Raw genomic sequence first — 25696 nt, 5'->3', positions numbered from 1 at the left:
AATGGCTTGTAAAATACAAAATACATTGCCTGTAAAGATAAAATTGCGAGGCTGCGGAACGCAAAAAGGCGCGCACTTGCCCGATAGCCGGACAAGCGCGCGCTGGAGATGCTGCTAATGAGTGCCGTCAGATCGCTTCACACTGCGGCATGTCGATGATAATAAAGTGGGCGTGGTTGCCGCCCGCCCTGAAGGTCAGGGTCGCCGGGCCGCTGACTTCCAGCGAATCGCGCTCTTCAAGTATCGCCATGCCCTCAACGTCCACCGCGTCCTCAATGCTGTTGATATAGGCCTGACGTCCGGTCTGCACCTGATACGTCACCGTGGCGCTGGCTTCGGTCAGTTCGCTGACGTACATATTAATGTCCTGATTCAGATGCAGCGGCGCATCGTCCTCTTTCTGCAGCGTCCCCACGATGTGCAGCAGCTTGTTCTGCCTGTCCTGAGCGGTGAACTTGTGGTTCTCATAGCGCACCGGCAGCCCGCCCTTCGGCGGCAGGATCCAGATCTGCAGGAACCGGCACCAGTCGTCGTGCTTGTTCAGCTCCGAGTGCCACACGCCGCTGCCCGCGGTGACGGTCTGCACGTGGCCGCGGCTGAGGACATCTTCTTCCTGGGTGGCGCTATCCCAGTGGGTCAGGTTGCCCTTCACCAGATAGCTGACGATCTCCATATCCTTGTGCGGGTGACGGTCAAAGCCGCTGTGGGGCTTGACGTCATCATCATTCACGACCCGCAGCACCCCGTAGTTCATGTTGTCCGGGTTGTAATAGTTGGCGAACGAGAAATGGAAGTAGGTATTAGCCGGGTGATAATCGCTTGCCGGCAGATAGTGCAGCGCTTCGGCCGGTTTTTTACGATAATGTGTAGCCATGACGTTTAATCCTCGGTTTTCATCTGATGTGCGCATCATAGTCCTGCGCTCAGCGGGGAAAAATCGGGCTTCGGGTAAGACACCATTACGTAAAATGAAAGAATACGATCTCGTTTCCCTGCGCAGTTTTGTCGCGGTAGTGGAGAGCGGCAGCTTCTATAATGCCGCCGTGCAGATGGATGCCAGCAGCGCCGCCGTCAGCCGCCGCATCTCCTCGCTGGAGGCCGCGCTCGGGGTGAAGCTCCTCAACCGCACCACCCGCCAGCTCGATCTCACTCCGGCAGGCCAGCAGTACTATCAGGACGTGCTGGCGATCCTGACGGCGCTGGAGCAGGCCGAGGACCGGCTGAGCGTTGACAAAACCCAGTTCAGCGGCGTTATCCGCCTCGGGGCGCCGCTCAGCTTCGGGATCAATAAGCTTGCTCCCCTGCTGCCCGCCTTTATGAAGCAGTATCCGCAGGTGACCGTCTCGCTCCAGCTGGAGGACCGCATCAGCGATCTGCTTAACGACGGCATCGACCTTTCGCTGCGCATTGGCAATCTTCAGGATTCCACCCTCGTCAGTACGCAGATTGCCATGATGCCGCGCCTCTACTGCGCCTCGCCCGACTACCTCGCCCGCTACGGCGTGCCCGCCGGGCCGGACGACCTGCAGCACCACCGCTGCCTGCGCTACTCCCTGCTCTCCACCCGCGATGAGTGGGAGTTCGCCGAGAAAAGCCTCACGCCGGATACCTGCGTGCCGCTGGCCGCCAACAACGGCGACGTGCTGCGCGAGGCCGCCATTCAGGGGCTGGGCATCGCCATGCTGCCCTGGTACATCGTCGAAGAGGCGCTGCGCGCCGGGGCGCTGGTGCCGGTGCTGGCGCAGCACGCGCCGCCGCCGATCCCGCTGTCGATCGTCCGCCCCTCGCGGCAGTTTACGCCGGTGCGGGTCACCGCCCTGATGGCGTGGCTGCGCGAGGCGCTGGCGGACGCGGGTAAAAAAGAGGGGGAAGAGAAACGCTAGCGGACTAGTTCCCGGAGCAACTGCTCCGCCTCGCGGGGCGTGCGCAGGCGAATAAAGCGGATGCGGGCGTACTGCGGATCCTGCATATCCGCCAGGTAGCGCCGCCGGTTCTGACGCCAGGTTTTCATCGTCCACCAGATAATCGACTCGCGGCTGAAGAAGGAGCGGCGAAAGCTCTCCCTGTTGCCGGTGCCCGGCCACAGCTCGTTCTTACGCCACGCCCGGGAAACCGCCCGCCGCACCGCCCGGTACAGCGTGCGGCCAAAGCCGTAATCGAGCCACACCACCAGATCGACGTCCCGCCACTTCACCGGCCTGCTGCGGTTGTAGTTGCCGTCCAGCACCCAGCCGGGGCTCGCCGCAAGCCGCTGCTCCAGCCTGGCAAACAGCTCGCCGTCGGGCGTGCCCTGCCAGTCGGGCCGCCAGTAGAGGCGGTCCATTTCAATGCAGGGCACGTCGAGGCGCTGCGCCAGCCGCCGGCTTAGCGTCGATTTGCCGGAGCCGCTGGTGCCGACGACGTTGACTCTTAATGTTACTGTATCCATAGCGTTATCACTGATTTCCCATGGAGATGGCAGGCTGTTTTTACCGTAGCAATAGTGATGTAATGCTACTTTAGCGTCCACTTGACGGCCAGAATTTAACGCCGCAGGCGCCCGCGGCTGATAGCCAAAGTTCAAAGCGTATACTCGCAGGTAATGACATGACCTCTCGCAGTGACAACATGACATCGCATGGGCACGGAGCCGACACCATCGCCGGGCTCCCCTATCACTTCGCCGTCCTCCTCAGCCAGCTGGCCCTGCTGGGTGAGCTATCAAGAACGGCGCTGCTGGAGAACGTTCACCTGCTCGGCATCAGCCCCACCGGCGATCGGCGCATGAGCACCGCAGAGGTTAGCGACGCGCTGGAACGTTTACGGGCGCAGGGCTGGGTGCAGAAAACGGGTACCCGCTGGGCGCTAACCCCCGGGCTTGAAAACAGCGTTTTCCTCTGGCTGCTGACGCAGCCGGAGGCCCGTAAGGCGATACTGGGCGGTCCGCAACCGCTTCCTCTTTATCTGCGCGGCGTGACGCAGCCGGACCGCGCGCTGCTGTGGACGGCCATTCTGTCAGGCAACGTGACTGTCCTGCCCGCGCTGCTGGCGAAAAATGCCGCTTACTTTGACTATTTTGATGCCGTCGATCCCACCGTTACCCTGTTTACCGATGACGCCGGGCAGCGCGTCTTTACTCTGCTTAACGAGGAGGTGCAGAGCCTGCTGCTTGCCACGGCGCTAAACGATGCCAGCTACCGGCTCAGCGATTGTCAGCCTATCTGGCAGTTTGCCCGCGCACAGGCGCTTTCGCACAAGCGCATTGCGGAGCTACTTCACGGCCCGCTGGCCCTGCAGGCGCTATTGCGTAACGACCGCGAACTGTTGACTCAGCTGACGGCCAACGGTCTGCCGCTCTCTGTCGCCGGCTGGTTTTGCCTGTATCGCGGCGATCCGGCTGGCGCCACGGAGGTCCACCGCCAGTTGCTCGGCCAATACCGGAAAATTACGCGCAGCCGACAGCTCCATCTGCCGCCGCTGGCGTCTGTCAGGGTGGCCCTGACGCTGTTACCCAGCGATAAGCCCGCTGATATTAAGACGTTACGGGAGGTCACCCGCCAGGCGATCGCCGGGGGCTTCGGCGGCGAATGGTCGATACTTGAGGGCCTGCTGCGCGAGCGCAGCGGCGCTGCGTTAGCGCATCCGCCGCAGATGAGCAGCAGATCCTTTAGCGGGATGGCGGGCCTGCTGAAGGCGCTGGTGCTCTACTGGCGGGGCGACATCCCCGACGCCGATAAGCTGTGCAAACAGCTTGAAGCCTTTGCCCGCCTGCTGGAGGCGCGGGGATATCAGCTGCCGGCGTATGATATTCGCACCATTCTGCATCTGACATTCAGCCAGGCCGCCCCCACGCGGCCCGGGGAGGTTCAGCCTCTCTGCAGCCTCTGGCAGCGGAAGCCGGACTGGGAATATGCCCTGGAGGCGCTGGGCCAGCTAATGCCCAAAGCCAGCAGTAGCGACTCCCGGCTGGCCTGGCTGGTGGCGCTGGGGCGCTGGGGCGTGGAGCTCTCTCCGCTCGAGCAGAAGCGCAACAAGCAGGGCTGGACCAAGGGCCGCGCCGTGGCGCTCAAGCGTCTGCATGCAGAAGCAGACACCCTCCCCTGGCTGGTCGCCCAGGATCGCCAGGTGATTCGCCACATTCATTACACCTCCGGCTACTCGTACTACGATCGCGGCCGCTACGAACTTGATGCAGAATCCGCACTCCCCTTGCTTGCCGGCCATCCGGCGGTCTTCTGGCACGATGCGCCCGATACCCGCATCGACGTCGAAGCGGGTCAGGTCACGCTGGTGCTCACCGAAAGCGACAATCGTCTGCGGCTGACGCTATCGCCTGCCATCGGCGAGGGGCAGCATCTGGTCACCCGCAAAGAGACGCCGACCCGGCTGGTGGTCTATCCGGTCAGTGAAGAACATCGCCGCATTGCGGCTATCGTCGGCGACGGGCTGCACATTCCGCTGAGCGGCCGCGACAGAGCGCTGCAGTCCGTCGCGGCTATCGCCCCGCTGCTGCCGGTGCAAACCGACCTTCCCGAGCTGATGGCCCACATCCCTCACGTGCCGGCGGATGATAAAATATATGCCCATCTGCTGCCGCTCGGCGAGGGGCTGCGCATGCAGCTCCTGGTCCGCCCGCTGGCCGACGGCGCCTGGTTCGCTCCCGGCCGGGGATCGGACGTTATCAGCGGGGAGCAGGCCGGTCAGGCGATACAGGCCCAGCGTTCGCTTGCCGATGAGCAGCAAAGGCTCCGGCAGGTTCTGGCCCTCTGCCCGATGCTGGCTGAAGGCGCTCCGGACACTAACGAATGGCAATTTGACGATCCGCAGGACGCCCTGGAAGCGCTCAGCGAACTGCGCAATGTGGATAGCGCGCTGCTGGAATGCGTGTGGCCGGAGGGCGAACGGCTGCGGCTCGGCGGACGGCGCAACATGCACGCGCTGACGCTGAACACCCATCGCCAGGGGGAGTGGTTCACCCTCGGCGGGACATTGAAACTTGACGATGGCCGCGTGCTGGAGCTGCGCCAGCTGCTGACGCTGCTGCAGGAGAGCCGGGGGCGCTTTATCCGCCTGGGCGAAGGTGACTGGCTGGCGCTGGATAATCAGCTGCGCCAGCGTCTGCAGCAGATTGCTCTGCTGAGCGGCGGTCGCGATAACCTCAATCTGAATGCGCTAACCCTGCCCTTTCTGAAGCAGCTCGCCGATGAGGCCGGAGAGTTTAGCGGCGACGCCGACTGGCAACAGCAGCTGAGCAGGCTTGAGGCGCGGGAACAACACCGGCCCGCCGTCCCCTCAACCCTCAAGGCGGAACTGCGCGATTACCAGGTGGACGGATTCTGCTGGCTTTCGCGCCTGGCCCAGTGGGGCGTCGGCGCCTGCCTGGCCGATGATATGGGGCTGGGAAAAACGCTGCAGGCGCTGGCCCTGATGCTGGAGCGCGCGTCGGGAGGACCGCAGCTGGTTGTCGCCCCGACCTCGGTGACCCACAACTGGCTGAGTGAAAGCAGCCGCTTCGCCCCCACGCTGCGGCTTCGCGATTACCGCAGCCGCCGCGATTTGTCGGCGCTGGAGCCCTTCGAGGTCGTAGTCGTCAGCTATGGCCTTCTGCTGCAGGATGCCGGGCTTTTTCACCAGCCGCAATGGCACAGCGTGGTGCTGGACGAAGCCCAGTCGATTAAAAATGCGCAGACCCAGCGAGCCAAAGCGGTAACGGCGCTGAAGGTAGATTTTCGCCTGGCGCTGAGCGGCACGCCGGTTGAGAATCACCTCGGTGAGCTGTGGAGCCTGTTCCGCTTCCTCAACCCCGGCCTGCTGGGAAGCCTGAAATCCTTCAATCAGCGCTTTGCCCTGCCTGCCGGACAGGGAGACAGAGTGGCTGGCGGCGCGCTGAAGCAGCTGGTGAAGCCGTTTATCCTGCGCAGAACGAAATCACAGGTGCTGGATGAGCTGCCTCCGCGCACGGATATTTTGTATCAGATCCCGATGAGCGCCGAGGAGCAGCACTGGTACGAGGCCCTGCGGCGGCAGGCGGTTGAAAATCTGGAGGCGGGAGAAAACGTCGGCCCGCTGCAGGTGCTGACGGAGATCACCCGCCTGCGCCGGTTCTGCTGCAACCCCGCCCTGGTCCTGGAGAGCGCGGCGCCGCAAAGCAGCAAGCTGGCGGCCTGCCTGGCGATAATCGGTGAACTGCGTGAGAACCACCATAAGGCGCTGGTATTCAGCCAGTTCGTCGATCACCTGGCGCTGCTGCGCGCCGCGCTGGAGCGCGCGGGTATTGCTTATCAGTACCTGGACGGCACGACGCCCGCTGCGGAACGGCAAAAGCGCGTCGCGGCCTTTCAGGCTGGAGAGGGCGATCTGTTTCTGATAAGCCTCAAGGCCGGCGGGACGGGCCTCAATCTGACGGCCGCGGACTACGTTATCCATCTCGATCCGTGGTGGAACCCGGCGGTCGAAGATCAGGCCAGCGACCGCGCCCACCGCATGGGCCAGGAGCGGCCGGTGACGGTGTATCGTCTGGTGATGGAAGGCACCCTTGAAGAGCAGATGGTCTCTCTGCACAACAAGAAGCGCCAGATGGCAGAAGACCTGCTGGAAGGCAGCGATGCTGTGGGCAGGCTCGACACCCAGGCGCTGCTGTCAGTCCTGCGCGGCGGCACGCCCTGACCTGTCCCGGCCCCCCGAAAACAGCGCGTTTTCGGGGGGCCGGCTATCACAAAAACATCGCCCCCACTTCCTGCCAGTTCCGCACCCGGGTAAAGCCCTCGACGTAAAGATTGTGCGGCGCGGAGTAGAGAATGCCTTCACCGCGAAAATGCGCGAAGTGGTGGCTGTTGTCGTCGATCAGATAGTCGGCATTGATAATGCTTTTGCTGCCGCAGAACACCACGTTCATCGGGCTGATAAAGGGAAAGTGTTCCTTGAGCCAGCTGAATTTGTCGTTAAAGCAGGCGGGAAACTCCATCGCCGCGGTGGTGATAAAAATCTCGTGGCGCTTGCTCATCCTCGCCAGCACGTCCTGGCTGTCGGGCATTACCGGCAGATCGGCAAAGAAACCTTCAGCGCCTATCATCGCCAGCACCTCCTCCTGCATCTCCGGCAGCAGGCTGTGAAACGCCTTGCCGGCCATCTCCCCGACGCTGATTTGCCGCCCGCCGCGGGCGTTGAAGGTAGCGATAAATTTAGCGTTGAAGTCGGCGATCACTTCATCCATATCGACTGCGATTCTGGCCATTAAAACCTCCTGTTTTTAGGTAGTCTGTAGTTGTAACAGGTTGACGGCACGGTCTTCAACCGCGCGCTGCGATCGCCGTCTTAAATACTTCAAAAGCTAATGAGTTTCGCACTGTTATCTTTTGCGTCACTTATCATTTGCGGGTACGATGCTGCGCCGGGTTTTGGCTTATCTCTGCGTCAGAATAGTGAGAAAGTCCGAACGGTGCGCTGGCGGACGCAATCGTTTCACCGTCCGCCATTATGGCCCCCCGCCTGGGGGAATGACAGGAACTTCAGGTATCTTAATGAGTACAAAACACAACAGCGCGGCGGAAAAACACGCTGCCAAACGCCGCTGGCTAAACTCCCATGAGGAGGGTTACCACAAGGCGATGAGCAACCGCCACGTGCAGATGATCGCCATCGGCGGCGCCATCGGCACCGGCCTGTTTCTCGGCGCGGGCGCCCGCCTGCAGATGGCCGGCCCCTCTCTTGCCCTCGTCTATCTGGTGTGCGGCATTTTCTCCTTCTTTATCCTCCGCGCGCTGGGCGAGCTGGTGCTTCACCGCCCCTCCAGCGGCAACTTCGTCTCCTACGCCCGGGAATTTCTCGGCGAAAAGGCCGCCTACGTGGCGGGCTGGATGTACTTCGTTAACTGGGCGATGACCGGCATCGTCGATATCACCGCCGTCGCCCTCTATATGCACTACTGGGGCGCCTTCGGCGATGTCCCGCAGTGGGTGTTCGCCCTCGGCGCGCTGGCGGTGGTCGGCACCATGAACATGATAGGCGTGAAGTGGTTCGCCGAAATGGAGTTCTGGTTCGCCCTGCTGAAGGTGCTGGCCATCGTTATCTTCCTGGTGGTCGGTACGGTGTTTCTCGGCACCGGCAAGCCGCTGGACGGCAACGCCACCGGCTTTCACCTGATCACCGACAACGGCGGCCTGTTCCCGCACGGCCTGCTGCCGGCGCTGGTGCTGGTGCAGGGCGTGGTCTTTGCCTTCGCCTCCATTGAGCTGGTGGGTACGGCGGCGGGCGAGTGTAAAGATCCGCAGACTATGGTGCCGAAGGCGATCAACAGCGTGATCTGGCGCATCGGCCTGTTCTACGTCGGCTCGGTGGTGCTGCTGGTGCTGCTGCTGCCGTGGAACGCCTATCAGGCCGGCCAGAGCCCGTTCGTCACCTTCTTCTCGAAGCTCGGCATTCCCTACGTCGGCAGCATCATGAACATCGTGGTGCTGAGCGCGGCGCTCTCCAGCCTCAACTCCGGCCTCTACAGCACCGGGCGCATCCTGCGCTCGATGTCGATGGGCGGGTCGGCGCCGAAGTTTATGTCGAAGATGAGCCGCCACCACGTGCCGCACGCGGCGATCCTCGCTACGCTTGCGGTCTACGTGCTGGGCGTTATCCTCAACTATCTGGTGCCGTCGCAGGTGTTTGAAATCGTCCTCAACATCGCCTCGCTGGGCATTATCGCCTCCTGGGGCTTTATCGTGGTGTGCCAGATGCGCCTGCGGAAGGCGATTAAAGAGGGCAAATGCGCCGACGTCAGCTTCAAGCTGCCGGGGGCACCGGTGACCTCCTGGCTGACGCTGCTGTTCCTGCTCAGCGTGCTGGTGCTGATGGCCTTCGACTATCCGAACGGCACCTTCACCATCGCCTCAATCCCGCTGCTGGCGGTGATCCTGGTGGCGGGCTGGTTCGGGGTGCGTAAGCGGGTGAATGCGCTTCATGATGAAGCGATGAAATCCTGATCGGCAAAGCATAGCGTAAAAAGGGAAGGCTTCGGCCTTCCCTTCTCTTTTCTGACGCCTGAGAAATTACAGGCTGATGCGGATCACATCGTCAGGCTGGGTGGCCTCTTTCTCGCGCGTGGACTCCTGCTTGACGGTGACGTACAGGGTCTTGCCGTCGGCGGAGAGCGCCAGGCTGTTCGGGCGCGGCGGCGTATCGAAAGTTTTGACCACTTTATTGGTCTTCGCGTCGATCACGCTCACTTTACCCGCCATGCGGTGGGTGACGTACACTTCATTGCGCGCCGGGTTGAACAGCACCGCCAGCGATTCCGGGGCGGCAACTTTATCCACCACCTTGCCGCTGCGGTAGTCGACGACCAGCACTTCCGGCTGCTTAAAGTCGGTAACGTAGGCGCGGTGGTTGGCCTTATCCAGCGCGATGTTCAGGAAGGCGTGCTCTTTGCCGTCGTCCACCAGCTTGTGGCGTTCGATGATGCTGTTTTTCGCGGTATCAATGGTCAGCAGCTCGCCGCTGGAGCTGACCACGTAGAGACGCTGCGCGTCGTCATCAATCGCCAGCGCGGTGGTGCGCTCCCCGGTGCCTTCAATGGTGGTTTTCAGCTTCATCGCGGCGCCGTCAACGACCCAGACCGCGCTCTCTTTGCCCACGGCGGTGATGTAAATGGTGTTGGTCTTCTCATCGGCCACCAGCTCGCGCGGCTGCAGCGGACGCACGGTTTCGCTGCGCTGGCGCGGGTCGAGGACAATGCGGCCCTTTACGTCGCCGGTTTTCGCGTCGATTGCCGTCACGCTGCCGTTAAGGGTGTTGCCAAACCACAGCACCTGGCTCTGGTTGTCGAGCGTCGCCCCGAACGGTTTCAGATCGCTGTGAATGATCTGCGTAATCGCCAGCGTCGCCGGATCGAGGCGATACACTACCCCGCCCTTGTCGGTTTTGCGGCTCTGGGAGGTGGCCACCCACAGGGCGTTCTCCTGCTGGCCGATGGCCATCTCGTAGGCGCCTTTGCCCACAGGCTTGCGCAGCATCTCATCGGCGGCGTGGGCGCTGAAGCTGCCGGCAATCAGCAGCGAGGTTAACAGCAGCGAACGGCGAAAGCGCGGGGCGGAAAGCTGAGGTAATAACATGAAGACTCCCTTTGATAACAGTGTGTTAATGTGCATGACGAACAGATGACTGTCCACTTTATGATAATCATTGATGCGAATAGTAATCATTTATGCCATTAATGTGGAGCGATAATTACGTTCTGCCCGCCGCAGGGCTATATTCATGATAAAAATCAGTGCAACTTTCTGTAAACATTTTAAAAAGCCGTCAAACCTATTAACATAAGCACAATTTGTTCCATTTGGTTCATCACATGAGACGTGTATGAAAATTATGACTATTCGCAGGGCCGCGATTTCAGTACTTCTGCTGCCGTTTACGCCCTTCTCCCAGGCTGATGACAGCCAGACGATGATCGTTACCGCCGCGCCGCAGGGCATTTCCGAGCTCGACACTCCCGCGGCGGTCAGCGTGGTGAACGGCGACGATATGCGCCAGGCCGCGCCGCGCATCAATCTTTCGGAGTCCCTCGGCGCGGTGCCGGGGCTGCAGGTGCAGAACCGGCAGAACTATGCCCAGGATCTGCAGATCTCTATTCGCGGCTTTGGCTCCCGCTCCACTTTCGGCGTGCGGGGCATTCGTCTGTACGTTGACGGCATTCCGGCCACCATGCCCGACGGCCAGGGGCAGACCTCGAATATCGACATCGCCAGCATCGACCATATTGACGTTCTGCGCGGGCCGTTTTCGGCGCTCTACGGCAACTCCTCCGGCGGCGTGGTCAACGTCACCACCCAGCGCGGACAGCAGCCGGACACCGTTGAAGCCAGCAGCTACTACGGCAGCTACGGCACCTGGCGCTACGGGCTGAAGGCCAGCGGCGCCACCGGCGACGGCAGCCAGGCGGGCGATGTGGACTACACCGTCTCCAGCAGCCGGATGATCACCCGCGGCTACCGGGACCACAGCGGCGCGCGCAAGAATCTGGCCAACGCCAAGCTCGGGGTCCGCATCGACGACGCCAGCAAGCTGACCCTGCTGTTTAACAGCGTGGATATGAAGGCCGACGATCCGGGCGGTCTGAATAAGCAGGAGTGGCGCGACAGCGCCCGCCAGTCGCCGCGCGGCGATGGGTTCAATACCCGCAAAAACCTCAAGCAGACCCAGGCGGGCCTGCGCTATGAGCGCCAGCTGACTGCGCAGGATGACCTGAGCGTGATGATGTACGCCGGGGAGCGGCAGACGACGCAGTATCAGTCGATTCCCATGGCTCCGCAGTTGCGCCCCACCCACGCCGGGGGCGTTATCAACCTCGACCGCCACTACCAGGGTATCGATACCCGCTGGACCCACCGCGGCGAACTGCTGGTGCCGGTCAGCTTCACCACCGGTCTCGACTACGAGACGATGACCGAGCAGCGCCGGGGCTACGAAAACTTCCATCTGGTCAACGGCGAACCCAGCTACGGGCAGAAAGGCAACCTGCGCCGCAAAGAGCGCAACCTGATGTGGAACGTCGACCCCTACCTGCAGACCCAGTGGCAGCTGACCGATAAGCTGAGCCTCGACGCCGGGGTGCGCTACAGTTCGGTGTGGTTCGACTCCAACGATCACTACATCAGGCCCGACAACGGCGACGACAGCGGTGATGCCGACTACCACAAGTGGCTGCCGGCGGGATCGCTCAAGTATGCGGTCACCGATGCCTGGAACGTCTACGCCTCGGCGGGGCGCGGCTTCGAAACGCCGACCATCAACGAGCTCTCCTATCGCTCGGACGATAAGGGCGGGCTGAACATGAATCTGCGCCCCTCCACCAACGAAACCATCGAAATCGGCAGCAAAACGCGCATCGGCAACGGCCTGTTCAGTGCCGCCCTGTTCAAAACCGACACCGATAACGAAATCGTGGTCGACAGCAGCAGCGGCGGACGCACCAGCTACAAAAACGCCGGCAAAACCCGCCGCCGCGGCATGGAGCTGGCGCTGGATCAGCAGTTTGGCGACAGCTGGAAGCTGAAGGCGGCCTGGACCTGGCTCGACGCCACCTACCGCAGCAACGTCTGCGCCGACGGCAACTGCAACGGCCACCGCATTCCCGGCATCGCCCGCAATATGGGCTACGCCAGCTTCGGCTATCAGCCGGAGCTGGGCTGGTACGCGGGCAGCGATATCCGCTATATGAGCGGCATTATGGCGAACGATAAAAACAGCGAGCGGGCGCCGGGCTGGACCGTGGTTGGCCTCAACACCGGCTATAAGTTTGGCGCCGGGAACTGGATGATGGATCTGTTTGGCCGCGTCGACAACCTGTTTGACCGCGAGTACGCCGGGTCGGTTATCGTCAACGAATCCAACGGGCGCTATTACGAACCCGCCCCCGGCCGCAACTACGGCGTGGGGCTGTCGGTGTCGTATCAGTTCATGTAGTCAGGAAACGGGTGCCGGATCCTCCGGCGCCCTCAGATTCAGTTCAGATACTGGCGCTGGATCACCGCCGCATCCTTATCAATCGCCTGGCAGATAGCCGCGGCGCTCTGCGTCTGGTCCCCGCGCTCCAGCGCCGAGAACAGCGCATCGCAAATCCGGTGCTGGCGCAGTACCTCGCAGGGCTGCGTCTGCAGATAGTTAAAGCACGGTCCGATGCGGACCCACAGCTGTTCAATCATCGCCGTCAGCGTCGGCATTTCGGCATAGTCATAGAGCCGAAAATGGAAGCGGCAGTTGGCCTGCAGCGCATTCGCCATATCCCCCTCATCAATCGCGTCGGTAAAGGCCTGCATGTGCGCGCGCAGGTCGTTCAGCCTGCCCGGCGTCATCTTCACCGCCGCCGCCGCCGCCGCCATCCCCTCCAGATTTTTGCGGATCTGATTCACCTCCCTGAAGCGCGCCAGCGAAATCTCCGGCACCAGAAAAGCCTGGGCGGGCGTGGCCTGCAGCGCGCCGGAAGAAACCAGCCGCAGCAGCGCTTCCCGCACCGGCGTAATGCTGGTTCCCAGCTGTTCAGCAATCTCACGGGTAATCAGCCTGATGCCCGGCTTCAGGGACCCCACGATCAGGGCGCTCTTTAGATTGACTTCAACCTGAGTCGTCAGGCTCATTCTTTGGGCTTTTTCAAAATCGGGCATGCTGGCTTCCTGTTTCTATTATCACTTTTCTCATTACGGACTGAGAGCGAATCTGGTGTTGGATAAAAGAAAAAAAGAAGGGCTGTCATTATTATTACCGGGGTTTATCATTCCGGTCACGTTATTAAGAAATATCAATTAGAGGCTGCATTAATTAAAGCCGCTGACGGAAAATTTGCACGAAAAAAGCGGCGCTTTACGCGCCGCCGAGCGTTTTTTAAGCATCCTGCGCCACGCGCACCACGGTTTTGCCGAAATTATCTCCCTTCAGCATCGCGAAAAAGGCCTGCGGGGCATTTTCCAGTCCGTCGAGAATATGCTCCCGATAGTGAATTGCCCCGTCGTTCAGCCACGCCGACATCGCCTCGCGAAATTCATTAATCCGCTGACCGTAGTCGAGACCAATAATAAAGCCCTGCATACGGATACGCTTTCTCAGCAGGGTCGCCATCAGCAGTGGCAGCCTGTCGGGTCCGTCGGGCAGCGAGGTGGCGCTGTAGCCGCTGACCAGGCCGCACACCGGCACCCTGGCGGAGGTGTTGAGCAGCGGCAGCACCGCGTCAAAGACCTTACCGCCGACGTTCTCATAATAGATATCAATGCCCTGCGGGCAGGCGCGGGCCAGCTGCTGGTCAAAATCGGCGGCGCGGTGATCGAGGCAGGCGTCAAAGCCCAGCGTCTGCACGGCGTAGTCGCACTTCTCCCGGCCGCCGGCCACGCCCACCACGCGACAGCCCTTCAGTTTGCCAATCTGCCCGACGGTAGCCCCGACCGGCCCGGTTGCCGCCGCGACGACCAGCGTCTCGCCCGCCTTCGGCTGGCCGATATCCAGCAGCCCCATATAGGCGGTAAAACCCGGCATCCCGGCGACGCCCAGCGCCCACGAGGGGTGTTCGGGGTTGTCGCCCAGCTTTATCAGCCCTTCGCCGTCGGAAATGGCGTAGTTCTGCCAGCCGCTGGCGGCCAGCACCCACTCGCCGACCGCGTAATCGGGATGGTTTGACGCCGCGACCCGGCTGACGGTGCCGCCGGTCATCGTCGCGCCAACCGCCACCGGTTCGGCATACGAAGGCGCATCGCTCATCCGCCCGCGCATGTACGGATCGAGCGAAAGGTAAACGGTGCGCAGCAGCAGCTCGCCGTCGCCGGGCTGCGGGATGTCGCCCTCTTCGAGACGAAAGTTTTCCGCGCGCGGTTCGCCGTGCGGGCGCGAGGCCAGCACCCAGCGGCGGTGGCGGGTATTATTTTCCAGCATCATAGCGTTCTCCTGTAGGGGATGTTTTTAATAAGAGTAACTGCTGGCATCGGGCTGCGCTTTGGCATTATGCGCCGCGGACGTTAAGGCGCACCACCAGGTAGACGCAGTCATCGGCGCTTTCATTAACGAAGCGGCAGTCGCTCGGGGGCCCGAGGGCCAGGCAGTCTCCGGCGCGCATGGCGTGGCGCGTCTCGCCTTCGATAAACAGCAGCTCGCCCTGCTGGAGCCAGATAAGCTGGCGCGCCAGGGCGTAGGAGGCGGCGGGCATCGGTATGTCGCTGCCCGGCGGCAGGGTAATCTGCACCAGGTCAACGGGAAGATCGCCGCGCGGCGAGATGTGGCGGCGCAGATAGTGGCTGAGCGGATCCCGCCACAGCGGCTGATTTTCATAGCGCAGCAGCGCGCCCTCCTGCATCTCGGCGCGGGCAATCAGCGTTGACATGCTGATGCCGAACGCGCCGGAGAGGCGCCCGAGCAGCGCGGCGGTCGGGCTGCTCTCGCCGCGTTCGATTTTGTGGATCATCGCCCGGGAGACGCCCGCCCGCTCGGCCAGATCGCTGAGCGACCAGCCGCGCGATTCGCGCTCGATGCGGATGCGGGCGCTGATGCGCTGATTTAAGGTGTCTTCGATAGTATTCATAACGTAATACTATACACGTCATCCTTCAAACTGCCTCTGCGTTGGCTGCGCTCGCTCACCCCAGTCACTTACTTCAGTAAGCTCCCGGGGATTAATGAGAGACTCCTGTCTCTCACCAGAGGCCAGCCTGCGGCTGGTCAAATTCGTTCCCGACGAATTTGTCACTCCCTTGCCGCCTTGATGCAGCTTGAATGATTTTGTGTATATAGTATCAGCGGCAGATTTCCAGATGACGCCTCCGACAGAATTGTCTACAGTGATCGTTCCCCCACGGATCGGATATCGCCATGAATAAAAACATTATTTTTTGTGCGGACGGCACCTGGAACAGCCCGGACCAGGACGACAACCGCGACGGACAGCCGGACTACACCAACGTCTGGCGGCTGTACGGCGACCTGGCCGGCGCGGAAGATACGCTCTCCCCGCCGCTGAAAGATGAGTACCAGAAAACGCTGACCGCCGACGGCGGCGTGGTTCAGGTGGCGCGCTACATCCACGGCGTCGGCGACTCGGACAACTGGCTGCTGAAGATCCTAGGCGGCGTCTTCGGCGCCGGCATTCTCTGCCACATTGTACGCGGCTACCTTTTCGTCTCCCGCCACTACCGGCCGGGCGACCGCATTTATCTGACCGGATTTAGCCGCGGCGCCTATACGGCGCGGGCGCTGGCCGGCATGATCGGCAAATGCGGCCTGCTGGACGCCGGGAAAGTCGATTTTGACGATGAGCAAAACGCCTGCCGGCTGGGCGTGGCGGCGTGGCTGCGCTACCGGCAAAACTCAGGCGCTTCCGTACCGCTGATTAACCGCCTTCTGGCGCAGCTTCCCCGGCTCTTTCACCGCGATCTCGACCCGGACCTGCTGCTGGCGGACGTGCCCATTGAGGCGGTGGCCGTGTGGGAAACCGTCGGCGCGCTGGGCATTCCGCGCTATCAGAACGCAAAGCGCCTCGACGTTTATCAGTTCGCCGACACCCGGCTGGGGGAGCGGGTGCGCTACGGCCGCCAGGCAATCGCCATCGACGAAGAGCGCGTGGACTTCACGCCGACCTGCTGGCACGCCCGCGACGGCATCGTCCAGGTGCTGTTTGCCGGTATCCACAGCGATGTCGGCGGCGGCTACCCGGCCGGGGGCGACGGCAACGGCCTGTCCAACATCAGCTACCGCTGGCTGCGCGACGAACTGCGGACGCTGGGCGCGCAGGTGAACTCAGTGGCGCGCGCGGAGGATCCGCTCGGCGGCATCCACTGCGAATGGGGCGGCGGCAAGCCGTGGATAACCAGCCCCCGCACCCTCGGCGAACCGGTGTCGCCGGGCATGATGATCCACCGGGCGGCGGTGACCCGCCTGCAGAGCAGCGCGCCTTCGCCGGTGATGCAGCCCGGCGGCGGCTGGCAAAACCAGCTCTACCGCCCGCAGGCGCTGCGCGCATTTACCGCCCCGGACTGGCGTCTGCCGCCGGATACGGTGATTGCCGAATAGCGTATTGCCAGCGCCGCGTAAACTATAGTATCAATAGCGTATTACTATAGTGAACAACAGGGTGAGCCATGAACATACGACACGCGGGCGCCAGAGAGTGCGGCGCTATCGCCGATATCTACAATCACGCCGTGCTGAACACCGTCGCCATCTGGAGCGACCATACCGTGGACGGCGACAACCGCCTTGCCTGGCTGAAGGCCCGGCAGCAGGCGGGCTACCCGGTGCTGGTCAGCGAGGAAAGCGGCACCATTACCGGCTACGCCTCCTTCGGCGACTGGCGCGCCTTTGACGGCTTTCGCCACACGGTGGAGCACTCGGTGTATGTGCATCCGGAGCATCAGGGCAAAGGCATTGGCCGGGCGCTGCTCGGCGGGCTTATCGCCGAGGCCAGGCGTATCGGCAAGCATGTGATGGTCGCCGGGATCGAATCGGAGAATACCGCCTCGCTGCGGCTGCACCAGGCGTTTGGCTTCGTCACCACCGCGCAGATGCCGCAGGTGGGCACCAAGTTTGGCCGCTGGCTGGATCTCACCTTTATGCAGCTGCGGCTCGACGAACGCCGGGATCCGGATGTGGCCCCGTGAATCACACCCTGACGCTCTGTTTTCTGGTCGCGGCAGGACTCGGGCTGGTGGTCCAGAATACGCTGATGGTGCGGATTACCCAGGCCTCTTCCACCATTCTGATCGCCATGCTGCTCAATTCGCTGGTGGGGATTGCGCTGTTTGTCTCATTGCTGCTGATGAAGCACGGCGTGGCGGGCTTTCATGAACTGGCGGCCCGGCTGAGCTGGTGGTCGCTGCTGCCCGGTCTGCTGGGCTCATTTTTCGTTTTTGCCAGCATCAGCGGCTATCAACACCTCGGGGCGGCCACCACCATTGCCGTCCTCGTTGCCAGCCAGCTGATTGGCGGCCTGGCGCTGGATATTGTCCGCGCGCCGCCCCTGCCCTGGCGCGCGCTGGTCGGCCCCCTGCTGGGCGCGCTCCTGCTGGCGCTGGGCGCCTGGCTGGTGGCCCGACGATCGTTTTAACGCTTTCCCCTCCCCCAAACCGCCTTCCCTGACGCCCGCATTTGCGGGCGTCGTCACGTAATGAGACATCCGCCTTCGCTGTCATTTGCAAAACCGAAAAACAACAATAATGATACATATCGTATCACTTTAACCAACTCCAATAACATCACCCTGCTCCCGAGGCTAAGGAATTCCTATGTCTGTCTCAGTTGTTTTACCCCGCATGATGGAGATCGGCGCCGGCGCCCTGCGTAAACTCCCGGACATCGTCAGCGCGCTTCAGGGCGCAAATGCGCTCATTGTTACCGATAAAATGATGGTTAAGCTCGGCTACATTGCGCAGATTAAAACGCTGCTTGCGGCGGCCGGCATCGACAGCGGCGTTTTTGACGGCACAGAGCCGGAGCCGACCGCCGCCTCCATCGAAGCCGGCATGGCATACGTCAACGGCGCCGCCTGGGACGTGATTATTGCCGTCGGCGGCGGCAGTCCCATCGACAGCGCGAAGGCCCTCTCGATTCTCGGCAGGCACGGGGGCAATATCCGCGACTATAAGTTCCCCCATCAGGCCGATGCGCCGGGCATTCCGCTTATCGCCATTCCCACCACCGCCGGCACCGGTTCGGAGGTGACGCGCTTTACCATCATTACGGATGAGAAAAACAACGAAAAAATGCTCTGCGCCGGCGCCGGATTTGTGCCGGCAGCCGCCATCGTCGATGCCGACCTGACCCTGAGCCTGCCCGCCCGCACCACGGCAGACACCGGGATTGATGCCCTCACCCACGCGATAGAAGCCTATGTCAGCCGCAAAGCCAGCCCGTTCAGCGATAACCTGGCGCTGTCGGCAATGCGCCTGATTGGCCCGAACCTGCAGCGGGTCTACAGCCACGGCGAGGATGTTGCGGCACGCGAAGCGATGATGCTCGGCTCTACGCTTGCCGGGATGGCTTTTTCCACCGCCTCTGTGGCGCTGGTTCACGGCATGAGCCGCCCGATAGGCGCGTTTTTCCACGTCCCGCACGGTCTCTCCAACGCCATGCTGCTGCCCGCGGTCACCGCGTTTTCGCTTGCCGCCGCCCCTGAACGCTATGCCGACTGCGCGAGGGCCATCGGCGTTGCCGACACCGGCGACGACGACGCCGGGGCGAATGACAAACTGCTCACCGCCCTGCAGACATTCAACCGGGCGCTGAAGGTCCCGACCCTGGCCGAATTTGGCGTGGCGAAGCCGCACTTTGATGAGGTCGTTGCCGTCATGGCCGAGCAGGCGCTGGCGTCAGGATCGCCGGGCAACAACCCTCGCGTCCCGGATAGCCGCGAGATCATCGCGCTCTATCAGCAGCTCTGGGCCTGATAGCGGCCCGCCTTCTCTCTAACAGACTGACAGGATAATCCGATGAACATAATTGGACACTTAATCAACGGCGAGCGGGTCAACGACCGCGCCCGCACGCAGCCGGTGTATAACCCGGCGGCTGGCGAAGCCACTAAAGAGGTCGCCCTGGCGAGTAAAAGTACGGTCGAACAGGCGATTGCCGCCGCCGCTGCCGCCTTTCCCGCCTGGCGCGATACGCCCGTGGCGAAACGGGCGCGGGTGATGTTTCGTTTTAAAGCGCTGCTCGAAGAACACGCCGACACCATCTGTAACATGATCGGCGAAGAGCATGGCAAAATTCTCCACGATGCCGCAGGCGAACTGCAGCGCGGCATTGAAAACGTCGAGTATGCCTGCGGCGCCCCCGAGCTGCTAAAAGGGGAATACAGTAAAAATGCCGGTCCCGGGATCGACTCCTGGAGCGAGTTTCACCCGCTGGGGGTGGTGGCCGGGATCACGCCGTTCAATTTTCCGGCGATGGTGCCGCTGTGGATGTACCCGCTGGCTATCGTCTGCGGCAACTGCTTTATCCTCAAGCCCTCGGAGCGGGATCCGGGCTCCACGCTGTTTATCGCCCAGCTGCTGAAAGAGGCGGGCCTGCCGGACGGCGTGATGAACGTGGTTAACGGCGATAAGGAGGCGGTGGATACTCTGCTGAGCGATCCGCGCATTCAGGCGGTGAGCTTCGTCGGCTCTACGCCGATTGCCCGCCATATTTACGCCACGGCGGCGGGGAACGGTAAACGCTGTCAGGCGCTGGGCGGGGCAAAAAATCACGCCATCGTGATGCCGGATGCGGACCTGGATAACGTGGTTAACTCCCTGCTGGGCGCGGCGTTCGGCTCCTCCGGCGAGCGCTGTATGGCGCTGTCGGTCGCCGTGGCCGTCGGGGACGACATTGCCGATAAGCTGATCGCGCAGTTACAGCACGCCATGCAGCCGCTGAAGGTCGGCGTCTACAGCGATACCCACAACGACTTTGGCCCGCTGATCACCCGCCAGCACCAGCAAAATGTCGAAAATGCCATCGCCAGCGCCGAACAACAGGGCGCAGACATCGTCATCGATGGACGTCACTTACGCCCCGCTGGCTATGAAAACGGCTTTTTCGTCGGCGCGACGCTTATTGACCGCGTGACGCCGGAGATGGAGAGCTATCGCCAGGAGATTTTTGGCCCGGTACTGCAGGTAGTGCGGGTACAGACCATGGAACAGGCGATGCAGCTGATTAACGATCATGAGTACGGCAACGGCACCTGTATTTACACCCGCGACGGCGAAGCGGCCCGCTACTTCACGGACCATATTCAGGTGGGCATGGTGGGGGTCAACATACCGCTACCGGTGCCGGTCGCCAGTCAGAGCTTTGGCGGCTGGAAAAACTCCCTGTTCGGCGATCTGCACGCCTACGGCCCGGACGGCGTGCGTTTCTACACCCGCCGCAAAACCATCACCCAGCGCTGGCCCAGCGCCGATCTGCGCGAAGGGGCGCAGTTCTCGATGCCGTCGCAGGGCTGACAGGCGTGCCGGACCGCCGCTGCTGTTCAGCGGCGACTTCCGGGTTAAAGCATGGCGCCGCCCTCTGTCGGCTGGCGCCGCGCTTACCCGACCTCCCTTACTGCGCAGACTCTTTCAGCAGCTGACTCAGTTCCCGGGCGGCCTGGCGCATCTGCGGTAAAAAGGCGTGCAGCTGCTCAAGCGAACAGCGCAGCGTCGGCGCATGCACAAACAGGCTGGCAAAATAGCGGTCGTCAGGCCCGGCGATCGCAACCGAACAGGCCACCATCCCGGCAATAAACTCTTCGTTGTCGTTGCTGACGCCGGTGTGCGCAATCTCTGCAATATCCGCTTCAAGCGCGGCTTTCTCCACCAGGCTGTTGCGGGTGAGCGCTTCCAGCTGCATATTGCCGATCAGCCGACTGCGCTGCGCTTTGGTCAGCGTACTGAGGTACAGCTTGCCGCCGGAGGTACACCAGACGGGCACCCGGCACCCCACCGGCAGATAAATTTGCAGCGGCCAGTTGCTCTGCACCCGATCGGTATACAGCATCTCCATATCGCGGGGGATCGCGATACCGCAGGTCTCGCCCACCTCTGCCGCCAGGCGCTGTAAAACGGACTGGCGCATATTCTCCTGCACCCGACTGGACAGCGCCCCCACCGCCGTTTTCACCAGCCGCGCGCCGGGGACTATCTGCCCGCGCCAGTCGGTGCGCACGAAGCCGTCCTCTTCCAGCTGCTGCAGCAGACGGTGAATACTCGGTTTCGGAATATCCAGCGTGAAGGCCAGATCGGCCGGAGCCAGCGGGCGTTCGCTCACCGAGATCAGCTCAATAATTTCCAGAACCCGGTTTATTGCGGAGCCTTTACTGCGTTTAACGGTATCGTTCATCAGGGGTAAATCCAGCGGCGTCAGTCAGGTGTTCAGGCAGGCAACAGCGTAGCATATTTGCCGCCGCCCGCAGGAGCGGTAACGTTAATCCACTTCCGCCGTGGGCGTTCCCTGATGGAAAAAGAGCTGCCAGTAGCCCGCGTCGGTCAGGACCCACATAGAGGCGCGCAGTGCCGCCTGGCTGCCGTCAACCTGGGAGGTCTGGTAGTTCAGTAAGGCGCACTTCTCTTCCACGAGAGCAAGACGGTAGTCAAAACTTAGCAGCGGCTGGGGACTCATCTCGTTGGCCAGCGACTCAATGGTTTCCGCCCGCGTCACCATCCGCCCTGCCCGCGCGATCTCTTTAAAATCAGGGTGCAGAATGGACTCAAGCCATTCGCGGTTATTGCGCTTATCAAAATGAAGGGATTGTTCAAGGTCTATTAACGTATCAATCAGCATAATCCAACGTCTGTTATTTTTGCCGGGCACCGCCGGCAGGATTCAGAGGGGCGCGCTGTGGAAGATGACCTCCACCCGCGAGTCGAGTTCGATATCGGGATAGTGTTCGCGCATTCCCGCCAGCAGGACCGCATCCGGCCACTCGTCGACTTTATTGAGACAAGCCGCTACCGCCGACAGCGGTAGCGTAATGACGCGCGTCACGTTAACCGTGACGCTTTCCCGCGGATCGGCGGTACTGACGTAGCGCAGCGGTCCGGGTTGAATCGCCGCTTCCCGCCAGCGAATCGTGTGGCGCTTTTTACCTGCGCGCAGATCGGGCAGCAGGCGGGGGACAATACCGAGGCGCTGCATCACACGATCGCGCCGCCGGCGGTCAGGTGCTCGCGCCGCGCCTCCTCATCCTCCCGGTGCTTCTGACCGTGATGGGCGATAGCGGTACGCAGGCGCTGCTGCTGGACGTAACGCTCTTCGCGGCTCAGGTCTGCATCATCGCTTAACGCAATCAGCAGTTCGTTCATCGGGGCAATAATGCCCTGTTCAATCACGGCGTCTACGCTGGAACGCACTTCATCCAGATGTGACATGTTGACTCCTTCGTCGTCTGAGAGAGTGCCCGGCGGCCTGCGCCTGCCGGGCCCGTAAAGCCGACTTAGTTCAGCTTCGCCTTCGAAAAATCGCTGCCCATCAGGCTCACGCTGTAGCCTGACACGTTGCTGCGGGTGGCGTAGAAGGTTTTACCGTTCGCCAGCGCGATCCACGGCGCCTGGCGATAGAAAATGGCCTGCGCCTGCTCGTAGAGCGCAGCCCGGGCGGCGGGTTCGCTGACCAGCCTGGCTTTCTTCACCAGACTATCATAGTCCTTATCGCACCAGCGCGCGGCGTTCGATCCGGTTTTTATGCTGTCGCAGCCGAGCAGCGTGTCGGCAAAGTTGTCCGGATCGCCGTTGTCGGACATCCATCCGTACAGCGCCGCGTCGTGTTCGCCCTTGCGGATCCCGGCGAGATATTCCCCCCACTCAAAGGTAGTGATTTTCGCCTTGATACCCACTTTCGCCCAGTCGCTCTGGATCATCTCGGCAACGCGCCGCGAATTGGGGTTATAGGGGCGCTGCACCGGCATCGACCACAGCGTCACCTCCGTACCCTCTTTAACGCCCGCCTGCGCCAGCAGCGCCTTCGCTTTGGCAACGTCATAGCCGTAGTCCGGCAGGTCGCTGGCGTAGCCGAGGCTGTGGGGCGGCAGCATCGACTTCGCTACCGTGCCGGAGCCCATAAAGACGGCGTTAACAATCGCTTTCTTATCGGTGGCGTAGTTCAGCGCCTGGCGCACCCGCACGTCGTCGAACGGCTTTTTCGCGGTGTTAAACGCCAGATAGCCGACGTTCAGCGCCTCGACGCCGTGCAGGATCAGATCCTTATCCTTCTCAATCACCGCAAACTGCACCGGCGACGGGGCCGGGATTATCTGACATTCGTTGGTCTGCAGCTTCGCCAGCCGGGTCTCGACGTTTGGCGTTATCGAGAAAATCAGGTGTTTGGTCGGCACCTCGCCGTCCCAGTAGTGCGGATTCGCTACGTAGCGGATCAGCGAATCCACCTTATACTGCTGCAGCGCGTAAGGCCCGGTGCCGATAGGCCAGGTATCGACAAACTCCGGGGTGCCTTTTTTCAGCATCGCGTCGGCGTACTCCGCCGACAGAATAGAGGCGAAGTCCATGCCCCAGTCCGCGAGGAACGCCGCGTTGGGCTCAGTGAGGACGAACTGAACGTGATAGTCATCGATTTTCTTCACGTCCTGGATCAGCGAATCCAGCCCGACGTCGTGGAAGTATTCGTAGCTGCCGCCGGATACCTTGTGATAAGGGTTACTGGCATCTTTCTGCCGCATCACCGAGAAGATAACGTCATCGGCATTAAAATCGCGGGTCGGCTTAAAATATTTGTTGCTGTTGAACTTCACGCCCTGCCGCAGCGTGAAGGTGTAGGTTTTACCGTCCGGAGAGATAGTCCAGCCGGTCGCCAGCGACGGGATCGGCGTATTCTTCTCAGGATCGAAGTTAATCAGCCGGTTGTACAGCGTCTGCGAGCTGGCGACGAATGTCGGGCCGGAGCTGGCGAGCTGCGGGTTGAAGGACTCCGGGGAGGCCTCGGAGCAGTAAATAATCGTATCCTTGCCTGCCGCCGCAGCGGCCCCTGCCGGTATCAATGCGCTGAACGCCAGCGCCATCAGCGTTTTACCGCGTGCATTCATCGTTATAAGCCTTATGGTTTTGTTATAAGCAGGTTAATCAGAGCACAGCATGACCACACTGGCAAATAACCATTGTGCATCAGCTTATGCCCCGCCCCGTTTCGGCTAATTAAGCCGCGCCCGGAGAAATCGCCAGATCAACGCCGCTCGGACGCACTTCTGCTTATCAGCCGGGTGCCGGGACACATTGACTGAGGGCGTTGCGAGCCGGCGGACGCCCGTTTTGACAGGCCTGTTTTCGCTCGCGTAAAGCTCGGGGTACAGACTGATGCAAGGCCTGTGCCAGCAGCCCTGCGGCGCAGGCCCGCGCGCAATGGCCCGAGGATTTACCCTTTTTGCTTTTTTCTCGGGCCTTTATCGGCCCTGGCGCTGTTGTAAAGTAGCGGCGATGAAAACAGACGGGACAACAACGTGACCAAAACCTTACTGCGCAGCGGAAACCTCGATGATTATCAGTCCGTGGGCGGCGGCGGCCAGGCGGTATTTACCTCCGCGCTGCAGATCCGCGAGACGCTGCGCCTGCAAAAGCACGATGCGCTGGTCGCCTGCCTGGCGGTGCCGCAGGTCAACGATGACGGCGATCGGGTGGACTGGTACGCGCCGCGCGCGGGTAAGGTGGTGGCCTGGAAGGCGGCGGATGAGGCCGTACAGGCGCGGGCGCTGGCGCAGCTGACGTCGCTCTTTGAGGCCGCCGCGCAGCTCAGCGCATCGTGCCAGCAGTCGACGAAGACCGCCCGCCGCCTGTTCGGCGCCCTGCTGGAGAAAGCGCTGCAGTTTCCCGGCCCCAATCACGTCTTTCTGGTCGACAATTCGCCGGTAATCGCCTTCTGGGGCTTCGTGAACCTCAATGAACAGGCCAGGGAAGCCCCCTTCGCCTGCCTGCAGCCGCCGGCGCGGGTGCAGGATCCGGCGCCCGCCCTGCCGCCCGCCGGTCTTGCCGCAGCGTACAGCGAAACCATGGACGCCGCAGCGGAAGAAGCGGCGCCGATTTCCCCGCCGCCGCAGGCCGAACCAGAGCCTGCGGCGGCAGCGGCGACGCCGCCCGCGGACACCCCCGCCCCCGCGCGGTCCCGCCTCAGGCCCGGACGCCTGGCATTTCTCGGCCTGCCGCTCGTCGCCGGCGCCGCGGCGCTGCTGCTGGTGCCGGATCTGCTCTCCGCCCACCGCGCCGAAAGCGCGGCGGTCGTACAGGCCCTGCCCGCTGTACCGGCGCAGCCGATGCTGACCGGCGCCCTGCCCCTGCGCCCGGCCACCGTGATTGCGCCGGTCAGGGAGCCGCCGAAAGCGGAAACCCAAACGGTGGTCCTCACCGCCGTGCCGGGAGATGCGCTGGTGATGGAGGCCGGGCAGGTCCGGGTCGGCACCACCGGCTTCCTCAACGGCAGCTGGCGCGTAGTGCTCGATGCCAAAGATGCCGTGACCGGTAAGGCGCCGCTGCTGCGCTACCAGATCAAAAATAACAAAGGCACGGCCCGCCTGGTCCACGGCGACAGCGTGGTGTGCAAAGCGGATGTATTCGCCGGCCTGCACCAGAATGGGGAGCTGCAGATCAAAAATCGCGGCCTCGCCCGCTGCAGCGACGGCTCACGCTATCCGCTGCCGCTGATCGTTTGCACCGCCGGCACCAGCGGCGTCGCCCAGTGCAGCGGACGCTACGATGCCAGCACCGTGATCCCGTTAACCTTTCACAAAATAGGGCGCTAATTC

General features: G+C 62.1%; 22 protein-coding genes. 10 read left to right on the top strand and 12 right to left on the bottom strand.

Annotated features, from left to right (window positions below; translation table 11 throughout):
- Positions 1-127: 127 nt before the first annotated feature.
- Entirely contained in the window at positions 128-874 is a 747-nt protein-coding gene (locus ENGE1_RS04975; protein WP_048252653.1) for a pirin family protein, read from the bottom strand.
- A 94-nt stretch (positions 875-968) separates the two neighbouring features.
- Here ENGE1_RS04975 and ENGE1_RS04970 point away from each other — a divergent pair, with 94 nt between their 5' ends.
- Positions 969-1883 carry a LysR family transcriptional regulator gene (locus ENGE1_RS04970; protein ID WP_048252652.1) on the top strand — a complete coding sequence of 305 codons (915 nt, stop codon included), beginning with the start codon at positions 969-971 and terminating at the stop codon, positions 1881-1883.
- Here the strand turns inward: ENGE1_RS04970 and ENGE1_RS04965 are convergent.
- Complete coding sequence (locus ENGE1_RS04965) at positions 1880-2428, bottom strand: P-loop NTPase family protein (RefSeq protein WP_043084127.1); 549 nt, start codon at positions 2426-2428, stop codon at positions 1880-1882. The genes ENGE1_RS04970 and ENGE1_RS04965 overlap by 4 nt on opposite strands.
- Before the next feature lie 158 nt (positions 2429-2586).
- Between ENGE1_RS04965 and ENGE1_RS04960 the strand changes: the two genes are divergently transcribed.
- Positions 2587-6645 (top strand): DEAD/DEAH box helicase, encoded by a 4059-nt coding sequence (locus ENGE1_RS04960; RefSeq protein WP_080964532.1) that lies wholly within the window; start codon positions 2587-2589, stop codon positions 6643-6645.
- A gap of 46 nt (positions 6646-6691) precedes the next feature.
- On the opposite strand, the gene ENGE1_RS04955 is transcribed toward ENGE1_RS04960, so the two are convergent.
- Positions 6692-7213 carry a 5' nucleotidase, NT5C type gene (locus ENGE1_RS04955; RefSeq protein ID WP_048252651.1) on the bottom strand — a complete coding sequence of 174 codons (522 nt, stop codon included), beginning with the start codon at positions 7211-7213 and terminating at the stop codon, positions 6692-6694.
- Between the two features lie 286 nt (positions 7214-7499).
- On the opposite strand from ENGE1_RS04955, the gene ansP reads away from it, so the two are divergent.
- Positions 7500-8948, top strand: a complete 1449-nt coding sequence (gene ansP / locus ENGE1_RS04950) for an L-asparagine permease (RefSeq protein ID WP_043084129.1) — start codon at positions 7500-7502, stop codon at positions 8946-8948.
- Positions 8949-9014: 66 nt separating this feature from the next.
- On the opposite strand, the gene yncE is transcribed toward ansP, so the two are convergent.
- Complete coding sequence (gene yncE, locus ENGE1_RS04945; protein WP_048252650.1) at positions 9015-10076, bottom strand: 7-bladed beta-propeller protein YncE; 1062 nt, start codon at positions 10074-10076, stop codon at positions 9015-9017.
- A gap of 247 nt (positions 10077-10323) precedes the next feature.
- Between yncE and pqqU the strand changes: the two genes are divergently transcribed.
- Entirely contained in the window at positions 10324-12429 is a 2106-nt protein-coding gene (gene pqqU / locus ENGE1_RS04940) for a TonB-dependent receptor PqqU (protein WP_048252649.1), read from the top strand.
- 38 nt (positions 12430-12467) lie between these two features.
- On the opposite strand, the gene ENGE1_RS04935 is transcribed toward pqqU, so the two are convergent.
- The 3 genes from ENGE1_RS04935 to ENGE1_RS04925 form a co-directional block, all read right to left on the bottom strand.
- A complete protein-coding gene (locus ENGE1_RS04935; protein ID WP_048252648.1) occupies positions 12468-13127 on the bottom strand; it encodes a GntR family transcriptional regulator in 660 nt (219 codons plus the stop codon).
- A 217-nt stretch (positions 13128-13344) separates the two neighbouring features.
- Positions 13345-14382 (bottom strand): NADP-dependent oxidoreductase, encoded by a 1038-nt coding sequence (locus ENGE1_RS04930; RefSeq protein ID WP_048252754.1) that lies wholly within the window; start codon positions 14380-14382, stop codon positions 13345-13347.
- A gap of 67 nt (positions 14383-14449) precedes the next feature.
- Positions 14450-15025, bottom strand: a complete 576-nt coding sequence (locus ENGE1_RS04925; protein WP_043084133.1) for a helix-turn-helix domain-containing protein — start codon at positions 15023-15025, stop codon at positions 14450-14452.
- A gap of 287 nt (positions 15026-15312) precedes the next feature.
- Here ENGE1_RS04925 and ENGE1_RS04920 point away from each other — a divergent pair, with 287 nt between their 5' ends.
- The 5 genes from ENGE1_RS04920 (at position 15313) to ENGE1_RS04900 (ending at position 20420) form a co-directional block, all read left to right on the top strand.
- Positions 15313-16509 (top strand): DUF2235 domain-containing protein, encoded by a 1197-nt coding sequence (locus tag ENGE1_RS04920; protein ID WP_053075547.1) that lies wholly within the window; start codon positions 15313-15315, stop codon positions 16507-16509.
- 68 nt (positions 16510-16577) lie between these two features.
- Positions 16578-17096, top strand: a complete 519-nt coding sequence (locus tag ENGE1_RS04915) for a GNAT family N-acetyltransferase (RefSeq protein WP_048252647.1) — start codon at positions 16578-16580, stop codon at positions 17094-17096.
- On the top strand, positions 17093-17542 hold the full coding sequence (locus tag ENGE1_RS04910; protein ID WP_048252646.1) for a DMT family transporter: 450 nt from the start codon (positions 17093-17095) through the stop codon (positions 17540-17542). The genes ENGE1_RS04915 and ENGE1_RS04910 overlap by 4 nt, the downstream gene beginning before the upstream one ends.
- A gap of 178 nt (positions 17543-17720) precedes the next feature.
- A complete protein-coding gene (locus ENGE1_RS04905; protein WP_048252645.1) occupies positions 17721-18881 on the top strand; it encodes an iron-containing alcohol dehydrogenase in 1161 nt (386 codons plus the stop codon).
- A 42-nt stretch (positions 18882-18923) separates the two neighbouring features.
- Positions 18924-20420 (top strand): CoA-acylating methylmalonate-semialdehyde dehydrogenase, encoded by a 1497-nt coding sequence (locus ENGE1_RS04900; protein ID WP_048252644.1) that lies wholly within the window; start codon positions 18924-18926, stop codon positions 20418-20420.
- Between the two features lie 97 nt (positions 20421-20517).
- Here ENGE1_RS04900 and ENGE1_RS04895 read toward each other — a convergent pair whose 3' ends face one another.
- From ENGE1_RS04895 to ENGE1_RS04875, 5 genes are all read right to left on the bottom strand, one after another.
- A complete protein-coding gene (locus ENGE1_RS04895; protein ID WP_045287768.1) occupies positions 20518-21294 on the bottom strand; it encodes an IclR family transcriptional regulator in 777 nt (258 codons plus the stop codon).
- An 84-nt stretch (positions 21295-21378) separates the two neighbouring features.
- The gene (locus ENGE1_RS29170; RefSeq protein WP_048252643.1) at positions 21379-21735 is read right to left on the bottom strand and encodes a nuclear transport factor 2 family protein; all 357 of its coding nucleotides are present in this window, start codon (positions 21733-21735) and stop codon (positions 21379-21381) included.
- Between the two features lie 42 nt (positions 21736-21777).
- Positions 21778-22089, bottom strand: a complete 312-nt coding sequence (locus ENGE1_RS29165; RefSeq protein WP_043084140.1) for an ASCH domain-containing protein — start codon at positions 22087-22089, stop codon at positions 21778-21780.
- The gene (locus ENGE1_RS04880; RefSeq protein WP_045287767.1) at positions 22089-22322 is read right to left on the bottom strand and encodes a DUF2526 family protein; all 234 of its coding nucleotides are present in this window, start codon (positions 22320-22322) and stop codon (positions 22089-22091) included. Before ENGE1_RS04880 ends, ENGE1_RS29165 begins: the two co-directional genes overlap by 1 nt.
- Before the next feature lie 65 nt (positions 22323-22387).
- Complete coding sequence (locus tag ENGE1_RS04875; RefSeq protein ID WP_048252642.1) at positions 22388-23989, bottom strand: ABC transporter substrate-binding protein; 1602 nt, start codon at positions 23987-23989, stop codon at positions 22388-22390.
- Between the two features lie 411 nt (positions 23990-24400).
- Here ENGE1_RS04875 and ENGE1_RS04870 point away from each other — a divergent pair, with 411 nt between their 5' ends.
- A complete protein-coding gene (locus ENGE1_RS04870) occupies positions 24401-25693 on the top strand; it encodes an SrfA family protein (RefSeq protein ID WP_048252641.1) in 1293 nt (430 codons plus the stop codon).
- Positions 25694-25696: the final 3 nt, after the last annotated feature.

The organism is Pluralibacter gergoviae ATCC 33028 = NBRC 105706 (assembly GCF_001598855.1).
In the GTDB taxonomy this organism is placed as follows: Bacteria; Pseudomonadota; Gammaproteobacteria; order Enterobacterales; family Enterobacteriaceae; genus Pluralibacter; species Pluralibacter gergoviae.
This window is presented reverse-complemented; position numbering and strand designations above follow the sequence as displayed.